Source organism: Bacillus aerius (genome assembly GCF_029894105.1).
GTDB classification, from domain to species: Bacteria; Bacillota; Bacilli; order Bacillales; family Bacillaceae; genus Bacillus; species Bacillus altitudinis.
In genome coordinates, this window is record NZ_JARYHO010000001.1 from 3039917 (window position 1) to 3059034 (window position 19118).

Annotated in this window: 18 protein-coding genes; 1 reads left to right on the forward strand and 17 read right to left on the reverse strand. The window is 41.6% G+C overall.

The genetic code is table 11. The features are described 5' to 3' along the window. Nucleotides 1–33 precede the first annotated feature (33 nt). On the forward strand, nucleotides 34–402 hold the full coding sequence (locus M2353_RS15885) for a hypothetical protein (protein WP_007500307.1): 369 nt from the start codon (nucleotides 34–36) through the stop codon (nucleotides 400–402). 42 nt (nucleotides 403–444) lie between these two features. Here the strand turns inward: M2353_RS15885 and liaR are convergent, their stop codons facing one another. The 17 genes from liaR to M2353_RS15970 all read right to left on the reverse strand — a co-directional run bounded on the left by liaR (nucleotide 445) and on the right by M2353_RS15970 (nucleotide 19032). Next, nucleotides 445–1080, reverse strand: coding sequence for a two-component system response regulator LiaR (gene liaR, locus M2353_RS15890; protein ID WP_007500305.1), 636 nt, complete (start codon nucleotides 1078–1080; stop codon nucleotides 445–447). Next, on the reverse strand, nucleotides 1077–2141 hold the full coding sequence (liaS, locus tag M2353_RS15895; protein ID WP_007500303.1) for a two-component system sensor histidine kinase LiaS: 1065 nt from the start codon (nucleotides 2139–2141) through the stop codon (nucleotides 1077–1079). The genes liaR and liaS overlap by 4 nt, the downstream gene beginning before the upstream one ends. After that, a complete protein-coding gene (gene liaF, locus M2353_RS15900; protein WP_007500301.1) occupies nucleotides 2138–2902 on the reverse strand; it encodes a cell wall-active antibiotics response protein LiaF in 765 nt (254 codons plus the stop codon). The genes liaS and liaF overlap by 4 nt, the downstream gene beginning before the upstream one ends. A gap of 30 nt (nucleotides 2903–2932) precedes the next feature. Beyond that, nucleotides 2933–3802, reverse strand: a complete 870-nt coding sequence (gene liaG, locus M2353_RS15905; RefSeq protein WP_045034575.1) for a LiaG family protein — start codon at nucleotides 3800–3802, stop codon at nucleotides 2933–2935. Between the two features lie 111 nt (nucleotides 3803–3913). Next, entirely contained in the window at nucleotides 3914–4579 is a 666-nt protein-coding gene (gene liaH, locus M2353_RS15910) for a stress responsive protein LiaH (protein WP_025207951.1), read from the reverse strand. Nucleotides 4580–4594: 15 nt separating this feature from the next. Beyond that, complete coding sequence (locus tag M2353_RS15915; RefSeq protein ID WP_284725711.1) at nucleotides 4595–4990, reverse strand: hypothetical protein; 396 nt, start codon at nucleotides 4988–4990, stop codon at nucleotides 4595–4597. Between the two features lie 365 nt (nucleotides 4991–5355). After that, nucleotides 5356–5925 carry a cob(I)yrinic acid a,c-diamide adenosyltransferase gene (locus M2353_RS15920; protein WP_135009694.1) on the reverse strand — a complete coding sequence of 190 codons (570 nt, stop codon included), beginning with the start codon at nucleotides 5923–5925 and terminating at the stop codon, nucleotides 5356–5358. 134 nt (nucleotides 5926–6059) lie between these two features. After that, nucleotides 6060–7346, reverse strand: coding sequence for a heme ABC transporter ATP-binding protein (locus tag M2353_RS15925; RefSeq protein ID WP_284725712.1), 1287 nt, complete (start codon nucleotides 7344–7346; stop codon nucleotides 6060–6062). After that, nucleotides 7343–8401, reverse strand: a complete 1059-nt coding sequence (locus M2353_RS15930) for a FecCD family ABC transporter permease (RefSeq protein ID WP_138278995.1) — start codon at nucleotides 8399–8401, stop codon at nucleotides 7343–7345. The genes M2353_RS15925 and M2353_RS15930 overlap by 4 nt, the downstream gene beginning before the upstream one ends. Next, on the reverse strand, nucleotides 8367–9317 hold the full coding sequence (locus M2353_RS15935) for an ABC transporter substrate-binding protein (protein ID WP_284725713.1): 951 nt from the start codon (nucleotides 9315–9317) through the stop codon (nucleotides 8367–8369). Before M2353_RS15935 ends, M2353_RS15930 begins: the two co-directional genes overlap by 35 nt. A gap of 171 nt (nucleotides 9318–9488) precedes the next feature. Next, nucleotides 9489–10880: a glycoside hydrolase family 28 protein gene (locus M2353_RS15940; protein WP_058336917.1), complete on the reverse strand. Its 1392-nt coding sequence runs from the start codon at nucleotides 10878–10880 to the stop codon at nucleotides 9489–9491. 20 nt (nucleotides 10881–10900) lie between these two features. Then, complete coding sequence (locus M2353_RS15945) at nucleotides 10901–12394, reverse strand: UxaA family hydrolase (RefSeq protein ID WP_284725714.1); 1494 nt, start codon at nucleotides 12392–12394, stop codon at nucleotides 10901–10903. Continuing rightward, complete coding sequence (locus M2353_RS15950) at nucleotides 12391–13842, reverse strand: tagaturonate reductase (protein ID WP_284725715.1); 1452 nt, start codon at nucleotides 13840–13842, stop codon at nucleotides 12391–12393. The genes M2353_RS15945 and M2353_RS15950 overlap by 4 nt, the downstream gene beginning before the upstream one ends. Nucleotides 13843–13900: 58 nt before the next feature. Further along, nucleotides 13901–14911 carry a LacI family DNA-binding transcriptional regulator gene (locus tag M2353_RS15955; RefSeq protein WP_017359253.1) on the reverse strand — a complete coding sequence of 337 codons (1011 nt, stop codon included), beginning with the start codon at nucleotides 14909–14911 and terminating at the stop codon, nucleotides 13901–13903. A 67-nt stretch (nucleotides 14912–14978) separates the two neighbouring features. Beyond that, nucleotides 14979–16415 (reverse strand): glucuronate isomerase, encoded by a 1437-nt coding sequence (uxaC, locus tag M2353_RS15960; RefSeq protein WP_284725716.1) that lies wholly within the window; start codon nucleotides 16413–16415, stop codon nucleotides 14979–14981. A gap of 136 nt (nucleotides 16416–16551) precedes the next feature. Next, entirely contained in the window at nucleotides 16552–18306 is a 1755-nt protein-coding gene (locus tag M2353_RS15965; RefSeq protein ID WP_045034584.1) for a HAMP domain-containing sensor histidine kinase, read from the reverse strand. Nucleotides 18307–18309: 3 nt separating this feature from the next. After that, the gene (locus M2353_RS15970; RefSeq protein ID WP_017359250.1) at nucleotides 18310–19032 is read right to left on the reverse strand and encodes a response regulator transcription factor; all 723 of its coding nucleotides are present in this window, start codon (nucleotides 19030–19032) and stop codon (nucleotides 18310–18312) included. Nucleotides 19033–19118: the final 86 nt, after the last annotated feature.

Genomic DNA, 19118 nt, shown 5'->3' on the forward strand with positions numbered 1-19118 from the left:
TGTTAAAATGGTAAGAAAAAAAGGGTGTCAATCATGAAACGAGCTTTACTTTCGGCCGGCATTCTATTTTTGATTCTAGGAATACTTCTGTTAGTCGTGGTATTCATGCAATCAAAAGAAGATTTCTTCATTGAAGCCGACAGCTTTTCAAGCACATTTTTGATCGTGATTTATTATGGACAAACCCCTGCGCTCCTTCTGATTGGAGGCGGTTTATTTGTTGGACTTTCACAGATCATTGATTTGCAAGAGAAAAAAGCGGCAGTGGCAAAGGAAAGCGTCAAACTGCTTTCCGAGATGAAGAAAACCCTAGAAGACAAATCGGCCGAGGAGCAGGAGGCTTTTCCAGTTCCTGAGCTCCATCAACTATCCGAACGTCCAATCACAGGACAGAAGGACTAATTTTGCGCATGTTCCAGCAGCTTTCATTTGAAAGCTGTTTTTTTATTGAATCAGCTTATGGCGATGTGCATACACGGCTGCTTGTGTGCGGTCTTCTACATCAAGCTTGGAAAGAATGTTGGTAATATGCGTCTTGACTGTTTTGATGGTAATAAACAATTCCTCAGCAATGACCTTATTCGATTTCCCATCGGCAATCAGCTTTAATATTTCCATTTCTCTTGCGGTTAACGAATCGTGCAGAATGGACCCATTTGATGAATGGCGGAGTTTGTTCATGACCTTTCCAGCTACTTTTGATTCAAGTCTTGGTTCGCCGATACTCGCAGACCTGATGGCATCAGCAATTTCTCCTGCTTTCGATGTTTTTAAAAGATAGCTTAAGGCACCAGCCTCAATAACTGGATACACTTTATCATCATCAATAAAGCTCGTCAGTACAATAATCCGGGCATCCTCTATTTCTTGACAAATTCTTTTCGTTGCTTCGATGCCATCCATGCCTTCCATAACAAGGTCCATTAAAATCACGTCTGGCTTTAATTCAACCGCTAGTTCTACACCTTTTTGTCCATCTGACGCTTCACCGATGACTTCAATATCCGCCTGTGCCTCTAAAAAAGCAGCAAGACCCATTCTCACCATTTCGTGATCGTCAATTAAAAGCACTCGAATCATCGAACGTTCTCTCCTTTTCCTTCATCAAAAATGGGAACCTTCACATCAATTTGTGTGCCTTTTCCCTCAAATGACATAATCTCTGCGACACCGCCTACTTCACTTGTTCTTTCTCGTATCGATTCAAGTCCGTAGGAAGCAGTCTTCACATGATCTGTTTGAAAACCAATCCCGTTGTCGATAATTTTCAACTGAACTTGACGGTTCCGAATAAGCAGACGTACTGTCACCTTTGTCGCCTTTGCATGCCTAAACACATTGGAAAGGGCTTCTTGCACAATTCGGAACAGATGGTCCTCCACCCCTTTAGACAGCGGAGCATCATCTTCTATTTCCCAATCAATATCAATTGGCTGCTTTGCCTGAAATTCATTGAGTAGCTCAATCAAGCCTTTTTTCAAGTCTTTTCCTTCAAGGGTGATCGGTCTTAAATGCAGAAGGAGTGCACGCATCTCATTTTGTGCATCGCCAGCCATTCGTTCCACAAGACGCATTTGCTTTAAAATCTTTTCATCCTTTTCCTTCATCCCCTCAAGAATCGCAGACGTCATCATCGAAATGGCGAATAGCTGCTGGCTGACTGCATCATGCAGCTCACGCGCTAGACGCTGACGCTCTTCAGAGACAACCGATTTTTTCATTTGAACCTGCCATTCAGCTCGCTCATTTGAGAGCTTTTGTAAGGAGGCTACTTGCCCTTCCACTCGTTTCGCCATTTCATTTAATTGATCTGCCGCCAAACCAATTTCATCATCACCTAGAGAAGGCAGTCTATAGGCAAAATTCCCATTTTCAAACTTCAAAATCGACTCTACAAGCTGATCCAGTCGCTTCTTATGCTGATAGCCAAACACATGCCCCGCTGATACACCAATGGCGAGACTAATAATGAGTAAAATACAAAAAAACGGGATGCCGAACCACCGCGTAGACAGCAAAATCATAGGATCAAGCTGGTAATAAAAAAACATCGGGAGTGTCGTCATGATGACAACACCAAGCGAGATACCGACTGCAAGACGAACAGATTGCCACTGGATGCCTAAATGCAGTTTCCTCATAAGTACCTCACATCCACATCCCCAATCAGGAGAGAAATGGAGATTTTCACTTTTCGCTTGCTCTCATCATAATCATTTGTCATGACATACACTTTACTGCCGAACCCGCTTCTTTTTTCATCAATGATTTTCATATCACCAATCGCAGCCGAAGCACTCACACATACTTCAATATCCTGAGGTACATAAATATCGACATCTCCGATGAGCCCACTAATGACGATCGTGCTCTCTTCCTCAGCAATAATCGCCTTTGATAAGTCGATTTTGACATCGCCAATAAAACCTGAAATGGTCAAATCGCTTAATTGAAATGGTTTTTTCATCAGCCTGACTTCACCGATGAAGAAATCATGTTCTTTGCGCGGCTTTGTCTGGCTTTTTGTTTTCTTCTGATCGCCCTCTTTTTCAAGATTGACTTTCAGTGAAGGCTTTCCATCGTCTGATGATTCCTTTTTATCGACATCAAAAACAGGTTTGTTTTTCAATAAACGATAGCCCGCATAGATCAAAAAGGCAGCAAATAAATACCCAGTCAAACTAAACGTGATATTTAGTAGAAACTTCAAGAAGAGAAAGCCTGCAAAAATATAGGAAACCGAACCGAGCCAACGTTTAGATCGAGAGTGCAGCCAATAACCAGCTAGAGCAAAAAACACTGGCCAAAATAAGTCTGCCCCAATCCCAATAATTTTGAGAAAAAGATTTATACCGAAAATCACCACAATGATGCCTAAAATTTGATTTCTAGAAAAACGCAGTTGACTCGCCTCCTTCCTTTTTACGTTTGTTTACCGCAATTTTAAGTTTCCGCTTGTCATCTCAATATCGACTAAGTGTGTCCCTTTCCCATGCGTGCCTGTAAAACCTCGGCCTTCACTATCCGCTTGGTCAAAATCATACGAATGATCAATACGTCCACTCGTTTTTTTCACTTGGACTTTGAAATCTCCCTCATCTGGCAAGTTAAATTTCGCACTGCCTGATGTCATGTGAAAGTCGACTGGTGAATCAATTGTATCAAAGCTTGCTGTCAGCCTGCCGCTTGTCATGCCTAATTGCAGCTTTCCTTTTACATCTTGAATATCAGCACGACCAGAAGTGGCACCAATATCACTTTCCTTCGCATCAATATGAGACACTGAAAGTCTGCCAGAAGTCGCTTTGATTTCCACACGATTTGCTGAGAAGTTCTCAGCTGTGAGGTTTCCGCTCGTTGATTTGAGCGTCACATCTTGAAGAGACAGCTTTCCTTCGCCATTTACTTCGCTCACACCGATTCCACCTGTTATTTTCACATCTTTATGATAATCTGTTGGAATTTTGACTAAGAGTTCTCCTTTTTCAAATGCAGAGAAAAACAAAAATCCTTTATTTTCAGCACGGACTTTGAATGTTCCGCCTGTTTGTTCCGCATACATTTTCCCTTTTCCATTCACAACCATTACAGAAATATCCGAACGATCTTCCGGCTTCACCTTGATGCGAAATCCAGAAAGAGAGATATCTAATTGTTCAACCTCATCCTTTTTCGCTGAAGCTGTTGTGACCGCTTTATCACGAGAAAAGCTCAAATGAAAGAGATCTCCATTTTTGAAAAGCATCCCAATCATCAAAAAAACACCAACAAGTATACAAATTAGACCAATGAACCGTTTCATTTATATCATCCCTTTATCCTTTGACCTTTTTATTATAAGGAAAAGCGAAACAGAAAGAAATCAAATAACGGAAGAAAAATCCTGTTTTTCTTCCGTTTTGACACATTTCCATTAGTTTGCCGGCTGTTTCTCAAGCTGCTTTGATCGCTTAAGCTTTTGCCATTCCTTTTCAACCTCATCAGCGTAATCAAGATGAGCATAAGCACCCTGATCGGCAAATTGTGCATAGCTACCCGCTTTTGTCTCCATTTCCTCTATACGGTTCTCCATGCGTAGAAATTCTTTATAAGCACTTTCACTATCAACCTTATTCATAGATTCATTCATATGCTGCTTTGCCTGTGCGGCATTGGCTCTTGCAATCAGCGCTTGCTTCTTGTCTTTAACATCACGCAGTTTTGTTTCTAGATGCTGCAACTGTTCTTTCAGCTCTTTCAGCTGTTTAACAGATTGCTGATAGGCATCTTGATATTCGTTGTGCTTTTCTTCAAAATACTTCATTTCAGTCAGTGCTTTCCGTGCAAGTTCTTCTTCTCCTGCCTGAAACGCCAGCTCCGCCTGTTTCTTTCGCTTATCAGCAAATGCTTCTGTCTCTTCTGCTTTTCTCAAGAAACCTTGCTGAATGGTTTGCTGTTTAATGATCGCATGCTTCGCTTTGGCAATATCGTCCTCCATATCACGAACATATTGATTCAGCATGACACGCGGATTCTCCAATTTATCTAAGCCTTCATTGACTGTTGCAACAAACATATCACGTACTCTTCTTAATACCATTTCATATTCCTCCCTTTATTTTTTCTTTAAAAAGTCTTCCCATTCTTGATCAAATGACGTGTGCATAGATTCTTTCATGTTCGGTGCCGTGTTTGGCTCCATATATATTGTTCTGCCGGATGATTCCTTTGCAGATTCACCATTGATCATCTTCCAGCCAAAGTAGAGAAGTACTCCAGCAAATGCGATTCCGAGTAAAAATGGCAGCGACTGTGCGACGAGCAATACACCGATAATAGAGAGTATGACCCCTGTTGTTTTACTGCCCTTATCATATTTTTTGACACCTACATAAATGAGCCACGCCCCAATCAAAGTCGGGATCAGCCCGCCCAATGAACCACCAAAGAAGATGGATAAACCGATAAACATCAGGATTGAACCGATGATGGTTTTACTTGTGATTTTCATCTTCATGCCTCCTTTCTTGCTCCTTGCTTTAACTATAGTCAAAAAAGGAAGCCGACAAAACGTGTCGTAGATTGATCTTTGATTGCGACCAGAGTCGTAACATGGCTCAGACTGAGCGGTTGAATCCATAGAAAAAGCACTCTTCGACTAGAAGAGTGCTCAGATTATTGACAAAGGGCTAAAATGAACTTGATTTTAGCCCTTTGTCTTCTTTTCAGCGTGATAGAAAACCTTTGCAGCCTAGGAAGGACGAGTACTGGCGCAGGGCGAATTTCACATTCGTGAGCACCAGCACGCAGAACTGACAAAGAATGCGAGGGTTTGTCTACACGCTGAACACTCTTCGACTAGAAGAGTGCTTTTCCTCATTTAGAACGAAACACATCTGCACTTCGTTCATATTCAACATCCGCTTCACCAAGCCGATGATTCACAATACGGGCGGCAGCAAATAAATAGTCGGATAGACGGTTCACATATGTGAGCGTAACTGCTGGAATCTCATCCTGCTTTGCGAGTGTCACAATATGCCGCTCGGCTCTCCTGACGACTGTTCGCGCTACATGTAAGAGGGCAGCACCTTCTTGGCCCCCAGGTAAAATAAATTTAGTCAGCGGCGCGGCTTCTTCTACATACACGTCCATTCGCTCTTCAAGGACTGTGACAGATTCTTCTTTTAACTTGCCTTCTTTAGGTGGTTTCACCGCTGCTAAATCACCGCCGCAGTCAAACAGTTCATGCTGAATGACCATCAGCTCAGACAGAATATCTTGAAACAATTCGCCATGCTGCCTTAAGTTTGCATGGGCTAGTCCAATCAAACTATTCGCCTCATCTAATGTACCGTACGCTTCTACCCTTGCGTCATCTTTATCAGCCCGCCCGCCAATCAAGCCTGTTTGACCTTGATCTCCGGTTTTTGTATAAAGTTTCATTGAGGTTCCCCCTTATCCATTGCTTGTTCCTTTTAGTATACCCTGAAGTGGAAAAGATGTATTTGTTTTACTAAAGTCACTGTGATTTAAATATAAAATCATGAATCCCTAAACAAAAAAGTGAACCAACCGGTTCACTTTTTCATGGCATTCAATGTATGAAGAAGATGCTTCACTTTCAGTCTGACTCTTTCATGTAAATGAGCAGTATGCTCCTTTTCTTCTGCATTGGCAGCAGCGATACAAAGATGATGTACCTGGATACTTGTCTCTTGTTTAATGAAGTGCATCAGCTCGCCCATTAGCTGGACAGACGCACCATCTGATATCGTTCCTTTCAGCACAAGCCAAACGGACAGCTCTCCTTCTTGATGCATCCCATAAAGAAGGACATCTTCATCATCATCTTCAGCGGCGTATTGCTTCGGCCCATCAGATTGACCAAGAAATAAGTACCCTTCCTCATCATCCAGCATGTCATGGAGTGCTTCAGTTCCCGTTCCAAGGGACCGTGTCCAAAAGAACCCCCCGCTTTTCTCATGTGATGAAAGGATGCGCAATGGCTGATGAGTAGAAAATGTCATTCCGTTTGCGCCATATGTTTTCCACCCATTCGCTAAGTTCAGCCTTGAATGTTCAGAGATGGACGCAGGTTCAATTACCAGCTGAGGGTTTGCCCGCAGTGGATGTTGGAGAGGTGTTACATCTGTTTCATACACCCGGTTCACACGTTCGGTGGTCAACACATGATGCGGTTCTCCCAGCATGTCCGTCTTTCCTTCATTCAGCAAAAGCAGGCGGTCACAATACAAACTGGCAATGTTCACATCATGAAACACACCGATCACCGTTAAGTTAGAGGAAACCGTCTCTTGTTTAATCAAATCGAGTAACTCTTTTTGATAAGCTAAATCAAGAAAACTGGTTGGTTCATCCAGCAATAAATAGTCAGGGCACTGAGCCAGCGCTTGAGCTAAGTAAACCCGCTGCTGTTCTCCACCGCTTAACTCATGGATGGATTGATCCTTAAATTGAGCAATATCTGTTTGGTCCATCACCATGCTGACAATCTCGATATCTTCTTTTGTAACAGATTGTAGCCACCCTTTCTGATAAGGATAACGCCCAAACTGGACCGTTTCTTCCACTGTAAATGAAAAGGCTTGATCGGTCTTCTGGGGAAGAACCGCCAATTTTTGCGCAAGTGCCTTTGGCCGGTAGGATTGAACTGGATGGCCACTTAGTGTTACTTGGCCGCTCTCAGGTGCTAAAATACCTGCGATCATTTTAAGTAGCGTCGTCTTACCGCTCCCATTCGGACCAAGGATGCCGAGGAATTCCCCTCGCTCCACTTCAAAACTCACGCCATGAATGACCTCTTTTTCACCATATCCTCCTCTAACTTCCTTCACTTGAATCATAGATGCGTCCCTCCTCTATATCTGCGGATGAGGATGATACCAAAGACAGGAGCACCAATTAACGCCGTAATGATGCCAATAGGCAATTCAGTCGGTTCAATGATCGTACGGGAGAGCACATCTGCTAAAACGAGAAAGGAAGCACCATTCAGCATCGACAAAGGCAGCAGATGACGATGATCCGTAATGGATAAAAGACGGATAAAATGCGGAATCACCAGTCCTACAAATCCGATCGTTCCTGACACAGCCACCGCACTTCCAGTCAGAATGGAACCAGCAAGCAGCACAACATATTTGCTCCGTTTCACATGCACCCCTAACAGTTTTGCCTTTTCTTCGCCATATGTCATCACATTTAAATCTCTTCCTATCAAGATCAGTGCAAATGTACCAATGAGGAAAAAAGGAAGGAAAAGAGCAATGTATCGCCAGCCTCTCATAGACACACTGCCTAGAAGCCAATGAATAATCTCTTTTAAATCATCACCTGTTAACGCAATCATTAATGAAATGAGGGCTCCTAAAAAAGAGCTAAAGATGACCCCCGTCAAAATTAAAGAAGAAATGCTCATTCCTCGGTGAACCAGACGGGCAAAAAAGAGGACGAGACATAGTGTGACAAGCGCTGTTGTCATACTCAAAAAAGGCAGTGTAAAACTGCCAAGCAAAGGAAACTGCAAACTGAAAAACAATGTGGCTACAGCCCCCACAGATGCCCCTTGAGATACCCCAAGTGTATAAGGGTCAGCGAGAGGATTTTTTAATAAACCTTGAAAGGCTGCACCAGATAACGCCAGAGCTGCTCCGACTAACGCCGCTAATATCACTCTCGGCAGCCGGATATTCATCATAATATTGCGGTCAATTGCATCAATGGTTCCGGCCTGAATTCCAAATACTTCATGAACAAAGATCCGAAGTATAGAAGGAATGGGAATCCCTAAACTGCCAAATGAGATTCCCATTCCAATGCTCACGACAAGAAGTAAAGCACTTGCTGTGTATGCGATGATGATTTTATTTGAACGTGTCAGGATAGATGCTTTTCGCAAGAGCCTCCACTCCTTCAACCAATCGCGGTCCCGGTCGTGATGCCAGATCCGTATTCAATTGAAAGACTTGTTTTTCTTTGACTGCTTTGATTGCCTTCCAGCCGTCTCTTTTTTTCAGATCATCCAAGCTTGCACCATCAATCGTAACGATGGCATCAGGATTTCGTTTAATAATTGATTCTTCCGTCATTTGCACCCAGCCTGTTTGGTCGCCAGCAGCATTTTTTGCATGAATGACAGACAACATTTCGTCCATAAACGTTTGTTTACCTGTTGTATAAATTTCAGGCGCACCTGATACTTCGACAAAAACTGTTTTTTGTTTGTCTTTGGAGATGGATTCTGCTTGTTTTTTGATGTCATTCAGTTTTGATTTCATCTCATCTACAAGCTTCGTTGATGCCTCTTTTACGCCAGCTGCTTCACCAATCATATGGATAGACTTATACACATCTTTGAAGGAGGCTGCATCATTAACAGTCAGCACTTGAATACCTGCATCTTCAAGCTGTTTAAATCCGTCTTTTGAACTCATTTGTGATGCATGTGCTAAGACAAGATCAGGTTTTAAGGAAATAACCTTCTCTACATTGAAATCAAGACCGCCAATCTTCTCGACCTTTTCTACTTCCTTTGGATAGTTGTCAAAGTCTGATCTACCAACGATTTTATTTCCAAGGCCAAGGGCATAGGCAACCTCTGTATTACTTGGAATTAACGAAACAATTCGTTTAGGCTGTTCTTTGATTTCAACGGTTTTACCAGCTGCATCTTTGATGGATACAGGAAATGCCGCAGCCTCTGTCTCTTTAGGCTTTGAACTGTTTGTTTTTTGGTCCGTTTCCGCACCTGCACACCCTGCTAAAACACCGATCACAAGTAACAATGATAGCCAAATACCAGTTAACTTCTTCATCAATAAACCCCCTGCTTTATGTACTGCTTGACGTCATCTCTTTCGTCAATTCTTTTCTAATTTCGGGAATATTATACTACAGTGCAGATAGGTTGTATATGTGATTCCGAATACGTCTTGTCTGTCCTTATAAAAGAAAAACAGCCTTTGACGTGGCTGTTTTCACTTCCGCTATTGGTTGATATGTTCACCATTAATGACAACTTTCTGAAATGAAGGAGATACTGCATGTTCCAATGAAAGAGGGTACGTGACATCGTCAATGACACAGTCTTTCATTTTAAAGTGTGTGACCGGGGAATGTGAGTATGCGGCGATCTTCACACCATATCGTCCTCCGCTGCTTTTTAACCCTTCTACTTCAATATGACGGACTACAGGCCTATGCGGACCGGCATCCCCTTCCTCATACATCATGTCGATACAGACCACCTCATGCTTTAAGCTTTTCACTAGATTGTTTTTAAAATAGATGTGTTCAATGGTACCGCCCCTGACAGAGTTGGTCTTAATGCGCAATGCCCTGTCGAGGTTCGGACTGTCCATGACATTATCCTCTGCATATACATACTTGACGCCTCCAGAGATTTCACTCCCGATCGTTACTCCGCCATGACCATCACGCATCGTATTTCTACGAATGACGATGTTTTCAGATGGAACACCGATTCTCCGGCCGTCCTCATTTCTGCCCGATTTAATGGCAATACAATCATCGCCATTATCAAAATAACAATCTTCAATGAGCACATGTCGGCACGACTCTGGATTCACACCATCTGTATTTGGGCCATGACCGATGATATTCACCCCACGGACGATGACGTTTTCACTTAACACCGGATGGACTTGCCACATCGGTGAATCCTTTACTGTTACTCCTTCAATGAGAATGTTTTGGCAATTGTATGGCTGGATAAAGCTTGATCTTAAATAATGTCCTTCGCCAAACACTCTTTCTTCCACTGGTATTCTTTTTTCAGCCATTTCAAAAAGAAGCTGACGATCCCGATCTTGAGAGGGTTGACCATTTGTTCCATACTTCCAAGGCCACCAGTGGTGTTCATCCCCCCTCCCGTCCAGCGTGCCTGCTCCTGTAATCGCGATGTTTTCTGCATGATGGGCATAAATAAGTGGTGAATAATTATAAAGCTCAATTCCTTCATATCTTGTTAGAACAAGCGGGAGATAATCACGTGTATCTTGGCTGAAGGTCACATAGGCGTTTTCATGAAGATGAAGCTCTACATTGCTTTTCAATTCTAGAGCGCCTGTCAAAAATGTCCCTTCAGGAATCAGCACACGCCCTCCTTTCAAACGATGTGCATCATCGATGGCAGACTGAATAGCATTTGTCGAAAGCTCTATCCCTTTGTTATCTGCACCATAATGAATGACATTGAATTCACGATCTGGGAACTTTGGTGCTTTTATCTGCTTTAACACCTGATCTATGCCATTTGTTTCTTTGTCTTTTTTCCCTTGCTTTGCTAAACGTGCGAGTCCAATTCCTGTTAGTACTGTTCCTGCTGTAACATACATCAAATTCCGTTTTTTAGACATTTCCTCATCCCCCAGACGTCTTAAAGTGTCACACCTGTTTTAAAAATGGCCAGCTCTCTAAAATTGTTTTTTTCATGATTTAACAGCTTTCCACTCGCCACATCAATCACCGTGGCAATGAATTTCTCTAGCACCACATCTTCTGGTACATCTTCAAGCAATTCCCCCGCATTAAAGTCGATCCAATGTTTTTTTGTTTCATATAAAGCGGTATTGGTCGATACCTTCATCGTTGGAACAAATGTGCCAAACGGTGTGCCTCTGCCTGTTGTAAAGAGGACGAGCTGACAGCCAGACGCTGCGAGAGCAGATGAAGCAACCAAATCATTCCCAGGCGCACTTAATAAATTCAATCCTTTTCGTTTTAGCAGCTCCCCGTATGTTAAAACATCCTTTATACCGGAAGTACCCGCTTTTTGTGTGCAGCCGAGAGATTTATCTTCTAATGTCGAAATTCCTCCTGCTTTATTTCCCGGGGAAGGATTTTCATATACTGGCTGTCGATGATCCATAAAGTATTGTTTAAAATCATTGATCATCTGCACAATATTGTCGAATGTCGCTTTTGATTCCGCTCTCTCCATTAAGATCGTTTCAGCCCCGAACATTTCCGGTACTTCTGTTAAGACGGTGGTCCCTCCTTGAGCCACAATGAAATCGGACAGTCTACCTAAAAGTGGATTTGCGGTAATGCCTGAAAACCCATCTGATCCTCCGCATTTCAAGCCAATTTTCAGCTCAGATAACGGAATGTCTTCACGCTGATCTTCTTTCGCTGCGTCATAAATTTCCTTGAGTAAAGCGACACCTGTCTCAATCTCATCCCCTACTTCTTGGCTTCTTAAAAATTTCACCCTCGTCTGGTCATACTCCCCTAATGTAGCTTTAAAATCCTCAATATCATTGTTTTCACAGCCAAGCCCTAGAACGAGAACCCCTCCAGCATTTGGGTGTTTTACGGCATTTTGAAGTATTGTTTTTGTGTTTTCATGATCATCTCCAAGTTGTGAGCATCCATAATTGTGTTTTAATACTAACGCCGTTTCAAAAGGATGGATGCTTCCCCCCATTTCAGCGGTAAATATTTGAATGATTTGATCGGCAATGCCATTGACACACCCAACTGTTGGGACAATCCAAAGCTCATTTCGTATACCACTTGCGCCATTTTTTCGTTTATACCCTTTGAATGTCAGATTCGTTTTTTCATAGGGGTTTTCTGTTAAAGAAGGTCGGTATTCGTAATCGAGCTTACCTGATAGATTCGTTTTGATATTGTGCGTATGCACCCATTCTCCAGTCGAAATCGCAGTGGATGCATGACCAATGGGGTAGCCATATTTGATGATATTCTCTTTTTCTTTGATCTCAGCCAATGCAAATTTATGACCTTTAGCAACGGTTTCTTTTAAAATGATTGTATGACCTTGGTGCTGAAGCTCTTCGCCTTGCTCAAGCACTTTTAAAGCGATGCCAACATTATCTGAAGGATGAATCACAACAAAGTCTCTCATGCCTTCTCCCCCTGACTTTCATATTGAAGTATTTGGTGAACAGCAGCTCTCATGCCATTTTCATGTATGCAGGTGAGCTGCTCGGCTACTGCATCCTTCAGCCCTGCGATCCTCGTCAAATCCATCCCCCATAAAACTTCGTTTGAAAGAAGTTGATCGACCATTAATTCATAGGAATGGTCCACTTCCTCCCATGCTCCCTTCATGAATGTCATCACAGACTCATCATCCTTTATTTGATCTGCATGGACTTGATAAAAATAAATCAAACTGCTCAGTGAGAACATAAGCTTCGTAGGCAACTGTTTTTTTAGCTCTATATAATCTAGAAGAGACGGGAGAATACGCGCCCGAAATTTAGATACACCATTTAAGGCAATATCGAGTAATTGATGTTTGACAAAAGGGTTGCAGAATCGATCCCAAACGGATTGTGTATAAAGAAGCAGCTCTTCTTCAGGAAGTGGCAAACTCGGCAACACTTCCTCCTCAAGCATGCGGCGAATGAACACACCAACATGCTCATCATCCACCGCTTTTTTGACAGTACCCAAGCCACATGCATATGCAATCGGCACCATCGCTGTATGTGCACCGTTTAAAATGCGAACCTTGCTCATACGATAGGGAGCGATATCTTCCACAAAAAGTACGTTTAACCCTGCTTCTTGAAAAGGAAGCTCTTTTTGAACAAACGCAGGTGCTTCAATGACAAACAGGTGATAATATTCTGCCGTGACAAGCAATTCATCGATATACCCCTCTTCTTTTCGAACAGTCTCCGCTGCTTTCTGAGAAAAGCCTGGGACAATCCGATCAACTAACGTATTACAGAACGTGTTGGCTTCCTTGACCCAAGCCACAAAATCAGGCGGAAGATTCCACTCAGTTGCCATTGTGATCACATATTCTTTTAATCGATCACCGTTTTGTTCAATCAATTCACAAGGTAAAATGATCAAGCCCTTTTTCTCATCCCCAGAAAAAGCTTTGAAGCGGTGATACAAGAAGGCTGTCAGCTTTCCTGGAAAACTTGCTTGCGGCCGATCTTCTAATCGGTCCTCTTTTCTTAACACAAGTCCTGCCTCTGTTGTATTAGAAAAGACAAAGCGCACATCAGGACTTTCCGCTACATGTAAAAAGGCTTCATAATCTGTATACGTGCTGATTCCCCTGCTGATGGATTGAATGACGATCCGTTCGTTCATTTCTTTTTGGTCATGAAACCCTTGAATACATAAAGTGTACAAACCATCTTGTTCATTTAGAGCGGTCACTGATCCTTTTCGAGGAGGAACAACCACTGCTCTTCCTTTAAAATCTGTACAGTCGTTTAGCTTCTGGATCTGCCAATTCATAAATCCCCGCATAAAGTTCCCTTCGCCAATTTGTAGAATGGTTTCAGGATATTCAGCCACTGGGTACACATCTTTGGATAATCGTCTCAAACGCTTTTCCTCCCCGCATTTTTTGCACACGTGAACATTTTCATTTAAAAGATGCTGATTACTGCACCTTTTTTACTGAATCTCTAATCATCAGCTCTGTGTGGACATACACTTTTTCCAGATGATCGTCTTCTTGCTTTTCACCGTTGATGACTGAAAGGATGGCTTCTGCTCCAAGCGCACACATTTTTTCAATTGGCTTTTTGACTGTTGTGAGGGCAGGCGTTGTATAAGATGAAAATGAAATATCATCAAAACCGATAATAGAGAGATCATCAGGACACCTTTTACCTTTTGCAAACAATGCATTCATCGCACCAATCGCCATGTCATCGTTTGAGCAAAAAAGGGCAGTTGGCGGATCATCAAGAGTGAGTAAGGCTTCCATTGATTCATAGCCGCTCTTCATATGATAGTCGCCTGTGATCATGTATTCCTTCTTCATGGGTACATGATGGTCAATGAGTGCTTGCAGAAAACCAGCTTTTCTTTCCTGTGTGGATTTAAACCCTTCTTTCCCTTCAATAATGGCAATTTGTTTATGCCCTTGCTGAATGAAATAGTGTGCAGCTTGGTATGCCCCTTCACCATCATCCGCTAATATATTCATCACTTGATTACTTTCTACACGGCGATTCAATACAATAATGGGAATGCCCTGCTTTTTCACATGATGGATAAACGCTTCATCATGCTCGCTTTGGCTCATGAGCAAAATACCATCATACCGCTGTTTATGAATGGTTGTGTAATCGTGAAAATCGTCAATTCCTCTTACAACCAAATGATAGTTTTCTGTTATCACACTGTTGACGCCTTTTAATGCATCAACAAAGAAACTTGAGGATGTGCCTTCTGTTAAACTCGTAAAAAACAGACCAATTGTAAATGATTTTTGCGAGACAAGGCCTCTGGCATGGACATTCGGTGAGTAATTCAGCTGTTTTGCAATCGACAAGATGTTTTGTTTTGTTTTCTCTTTAATAAAAGGACTATTATTCAAAGCCCTTGATACTGTGGTATGAGAAACGTTTGCCAATTTTGCTATATCTTTGATTGTGACTGTCATGCTATTCCGCCTTTTATGATTTTTTATCATCTTATCATAAAAACGCTTTCATATTCCTGCTTTTTGTTCATATCATCTTGCTTTTATGCGGAAGCTCATTTGCCCGTTCAAATTGAAAATACTGCTTTGCATTTTCATAGCTGATTCCTTTTACCATTCCCCCTAGCAAATTGAGATCATTAGGCGCTTCACCTTTTTCCACCCAATCTCCAATGATGTCACATAACAGTCTACGGAAATATTCATGTCTTGTGTACGACAGGAAGCTTCGTGAATCTGTCAGCATCCCAATAAATCGGCTGATCAGTCCGATACTGGAAAGTGCCATCATCTGCTCTGTCATTCCCTGCTTTGTATCATTAAACCACCAGGCTGTTCCATGCTGCATTTTCCCAGGAGTCTTTCCATCTTGAAAACTTCCAGCTATCGTTGAAATCACCACATTGTCCCTTGGATTCAAGGAATAGAGGATGGTTTTAGGCAATGCATGTGCTTGTTCTAACCGATCTAATACGCGGCAAAGGGGTTTTGCAATGTCTTCATCATTCATTGCATCATATCCGGTATCTGGTCCAAGCCGCTCAAACATTTTTGAATTGTTGTTTCTGAGCGCATTGATATGAAGCTGCATCGCCCATCCCCGCTGAGCATATGCCTGACCTAGTTCAATGAATGTGTGCGTTTTAAATTGAACCTTCTCCTTTTCCGTCAATGGATGTCCAGACATTCTTTTATGAAAAATGATCGCAGCTTCTTCTTCCGTCGTTTCTTCGTACGTCATTTCATTGATGGCATGATCTGAAATCAAACAGCCCTGTTCATGAAAGAAATCGATTCGCATATGAAGTGCTTTTATGAAGTCTTGATAGGATTCGATCTGGATAGATGAAACCTCCGCCAGCTGATGAACATACTCGATAAACAAGTCATTTGTGATAGCTAATGCCTTATCTGGCCGAAACCCTGGCAGTACTTGCACAGAAAAGCCTTCTTCCCGCAGTTGTTGGTGATAAATCAACGAATCAACCGGATCGTCTGTCGTCACAACCGTTTCAACATTTGATTTCACAATGAAATCTCTCGCACCAAATCCGTCTCCTTGCAACCTTTCATTTACTTTTTTCCAGATGATGTCTGCGCTTTCTTCATTCAACAGTTCTTCGACATCAAAATATCGTCTTAGCTCTAGATGGGTCCAGTGATAGAGAGGATTTCCAATCGTCATCGGAACGGTTTTCGCCCATGCTAAAAATTTCTCATAATCTGAGGCATCTCCTGTGATATGTGTTTCAGGTATCCCATTTGCTCTCATGGCGCGCCATTTGTAATGATCTCCGTAAAGCCATGCTTCGGTTATATTTTGGAACGTTTTATTTTCATAGATTTCTTTTGGACTTAAATGACAATGGTAATCAATAATCGGAAGGTTCTTTGCAAACTCATGGTATAGCTTTTCCGCCGTTTGACTGTTTAATAAAAACTGCTCATCTAAAAAGGCTTTCATCAAACTCCCCCATCTCTTATAATGATGAAAATCAATTTGTTCACGTTAACAATTTTATTGTAATCGTTTACAAAATCGATTTCAATCCTAAAACAAGAAAAAACGATCTCCTTTAGAAAAGAAAATCGTTTTTTGGCTATTTTACAGATGGTGTTTTCTTTAGGATAATCGCAATAGTTGTTCCTTGACCTAATTCACTTTCTACTTGAATATCGCCATCGTGCAGCAAGACAAGCTCTTTTGCAATCGCCAGTCCTAATCCTGTTCCATTTGTTGGATCATTCGTATTTGTCCCTCTATAGTAACGATTAAATAAATGATCCACCGTTTCTTGCGCCATTCCGCGTCCGTTATCTTTCATTTCGATCCGAACTTCATCATTTGTTTCAGATAGAACAGCTTGAATAAGAGTACCTTTCTGGTTATGCTTCACTGCATTTGCCAGCAGGTTCTCAATGACTCGTCTAAACCAGGCTTTATCAATCTCAAATATGACACCCTCTGTTTGATCTTCAAAGGATGACATATAATCTTCAGAAAGCGTGCTTCTTGAAAACTCGTCCATAATGGAGGCTAAAAATTCACCAAGCTCAACAGGTTTTCGATTAATAGGCAATGCACCATTTTTCAATCGATACGTGAGATTTAAATCCTCAATCAAGGTCGACATGTATTCTGATTTCTCACGAATGACTTGTCCCATTTCCATGACTTCTTCCTTGGACCATTGGTATTGATCTGATTCTAGCATTAATCCATAGCCGTAAATCGTGCTAAGAGGCGTTTTTAGATCATGAGACAGCCCTGCGATCCATTCTTCCCTTGTGGTTTGAATTTTTCTTCGGTTTGCTTCATTCTCTTTTAACGTATTGGTGAGCTGATCCATTGTTTTGAGGATATCCTCAAACAGCCGGTACTCCCGCTTAATACGGCCCTTTTTATTTTTACTTACTGGAATACCTTTTCTATTTGTTGGCTCCTGCAATTTATTTCTTGATAAGAAAATCAGCCAGCGGATAATGTGATAGATCGGTAGACCATAGCGATATGAGTACCATAATGTCATAACGATAATAATCGTGAGCGCAAGACCTGCAATCAAGAGCGTTGTATATTGGTTTAAAGCCTCTGTCTCTTTATCATAAAGCTCGTCTGGGCTGTATACTTTGTTTGGCACCGAAACAATCATATACAGATCTTTATTCACTCTGATATAAGACAAGTCACTTCTAAACTCCCAAGGCTTTGATTGATACTTGAGCAGTTCAACATCCGTTACGTTATTTTTCAAATTATTTTTGGCTCGGATACCTTTTAAGTATTTTCCTTCTTCATTAAACAGATGCACCGATCCATTCATTCTTTTCAAAAATTCTTTTGTTTCAACTGAATATTGAGACAATGCAGCCAGGTTTTTTTCATGCTGCTTGAGATAATTGGCTACCTTTGTGCTGTTCGTTTTAAATCCATATAAGACGATAAAGCTTTCTTGATCAATCTCAATTGGCCAGAAGTACATCTTGTAATCTTTAAATTGTCTTTTTTCAAAGATCTTGATCATTTCATCCTTTTGATAGGATGTTGGAATGTTTTTAGGGAGTTGATAGCTATAGACATTGCGTTTTTTGGAATCAATCACTTGCAGCCAGCCATCACGTTTTTCCACTGCTTGTTTGAGCTGATCATCGGCTTCCATTTTTCCATCCTCGTTAAAATAAAGCCAGCTCATGAGTGTATCTCCATCTGCCTTCGTTAAACCAGTTTCAGTCATATTCTCATAGCGCTTTTGAAAATAAAGATTTTCAGAGAATGTTTGCCCGATCGTTAGAATGACGATGACAATAAACATTTGTCCGACAAAGTGAAAGAAAAGTTTTGTTCGTAAATTCATAAACTATTGAAGAACCTTCACAGGTTGGGGAATGAACTTATAGCCCATACCACGGATCGTCACAATATATTCAGGCTGACTTGGATCTAACTCTATTTTTTCTCTCAGCTTTCGGATATGAACCATGACGGTGTTGTTGTCACCATATGACGGAACACCCCATACTTTCTCATAGATTTGATCTTTTGAAAGTACCACATTCGGATGGTCACAAAAATACTTCAGCAAGGACAAAAGCTGAGCTGAGCAAGCCGTCACCTTTCCCCTTACTTTTAACTCGGCTGCATGAGGATGGTACGAGAAATGAGCATATTCATATTGACTGTGCGCTTCTTCCTGCTCCTCCTGTAAGGAGATATAAGTTCGGTTTAAGTGCGCCTTAATTCTAGCTACTAGCTCTAACGGATTAAATGGCTTTGTGATGTAATCGTCTGCACCTTGTGCAAATCCAGTCAATTTGTCTACATCAGACGTTCTTGCTGTTAAATAGAAAATCGGTGCCTTCGTCATTTTCCTGATGTCAGGCAGAACATCAAAGCCAGACTTACCGGGCATCATCACATCTAGAAGTAAGAGGTGGATGTCCTCGTTTTTGACAATATCTAATGCTTCATCTGCATGATAGGCTTTATAAATATGTTGAAACCCTTCTTTTTTTAATACGCGTTCAACCATTTTTACAATTGCTTCTTCGTCATCTGCAATCAATATTTTTGCTGTTTCCACGCATCTCTTTCCTTTCTAGCTATGATCTCTAACCGTATATTACCATTGTCCAAAGTAAAAAAGTACCTCTTTTCTGCATAAAAGCG

What these genes read in the sequence shown, in the direction of transcription:
- M2353_RS15885 (WP_007500307.1), top strand. Translation starts at nt 34, where the DNA reads ATGAAACGAGCTTTACTTTCGGCCGGCATTCTATTTTTGATTCTAGGA.
- liaR (WP_007500305.1), bottom strand. Translation starts at nt 1,080, where the DNA reads ATGATTCGAGTGCTTTTAATTGACGATCACGAAATGGTGAGAATGGGT.
- liaS (WP_007500303.1), bottom strand. Translation starts at nt 2,141, where the DNA reads ATGAGGAAACTGCATTTAGGCATCCAGTGGCAATCTGTTCGTCTTGCA.
- liaG (WP_045034575.1), bottom strand. Translation starts at nt 3,802, where the DNA reads ATGAAACGGTTCATTGGTCTAATTTGTATACTTGTTGGTGTTTTTTTG.
- liaH (WP_025207951.1), bottom strand. Translation starts at nt 4,579, where the DNA reads ATGGTATTAAGAAGAGTACGTGATATGTTTGTTGCAACAGTCAATGAA.
- M2353_RS15915 (WP_284725711.1), bottom strand. Translation starts at nt 4,990, where the DNA reads ATGAAAATCACAAGTAAAACCATCATCGGTTCAATCCTGATGTTTATC.
- M2353_RS15920 (WP_135009694.1), bottom strand. Translation starts at nt 5,925, where the DNA reads ATGAAACTTTATACAAAAACCGGAGATCAAGGTCAAACAGGCTTGATT.
- M2353_RS15925 (WP_284725712.1), bottom strand. Translation starts at nt 7,346, where the DNA reads ATGATTCAAGTGAAGGAAGTTAGAGGAGGATATGGTGAAAAAGAGGTC.
- M2353_RS15935 (WP_284725713.1), bottom strand. Translation starts at nt 9,317, where the DNA reads ATGAAGAAGTTAACTGGTATTTGGCTATCATTGTTACTTGTGATCGGT.
- M2353_RS15940 (WP_058336917.1), bottom strand. Translation starts at nt 10,880, where the DNA reads ATGTCTAAAAAACGGAATTTGATGTATGTTACAGCAGGAACAGTACTA.
- M2353_RS15945 (WP_284725714.1), bottom strand. Translation starts at nt 12,394, where the DNA reads ATGAGAGACTTTGTTGTGATTCATCCTTCAGATAATGTTGGCATCGCT.
- M2353_RS15955 (WP_017359253.1), bottom strand. Translation starts at nt 14,911, where the DNA reads ATGACAGTCACAATCAAAGATATAGCAAAATTGGCAAACGTTTCTCAT.
- uxaC (WP_284725716.1), bottom strand. Translation starts at nt 16,415, where the DNA reads ATGAAAGCCTTTTTAGATGAGCAGTTTTTATTAAACAGTCAAACGGCG.
- M2353_RS15965 (WP_045034584.1), bottom strand. Translation starts at nt 18,306, where the DNA reads ATGAATTTACGAACAAAACTTTTCTTTCACTTTGTCGGACAAATGTTT.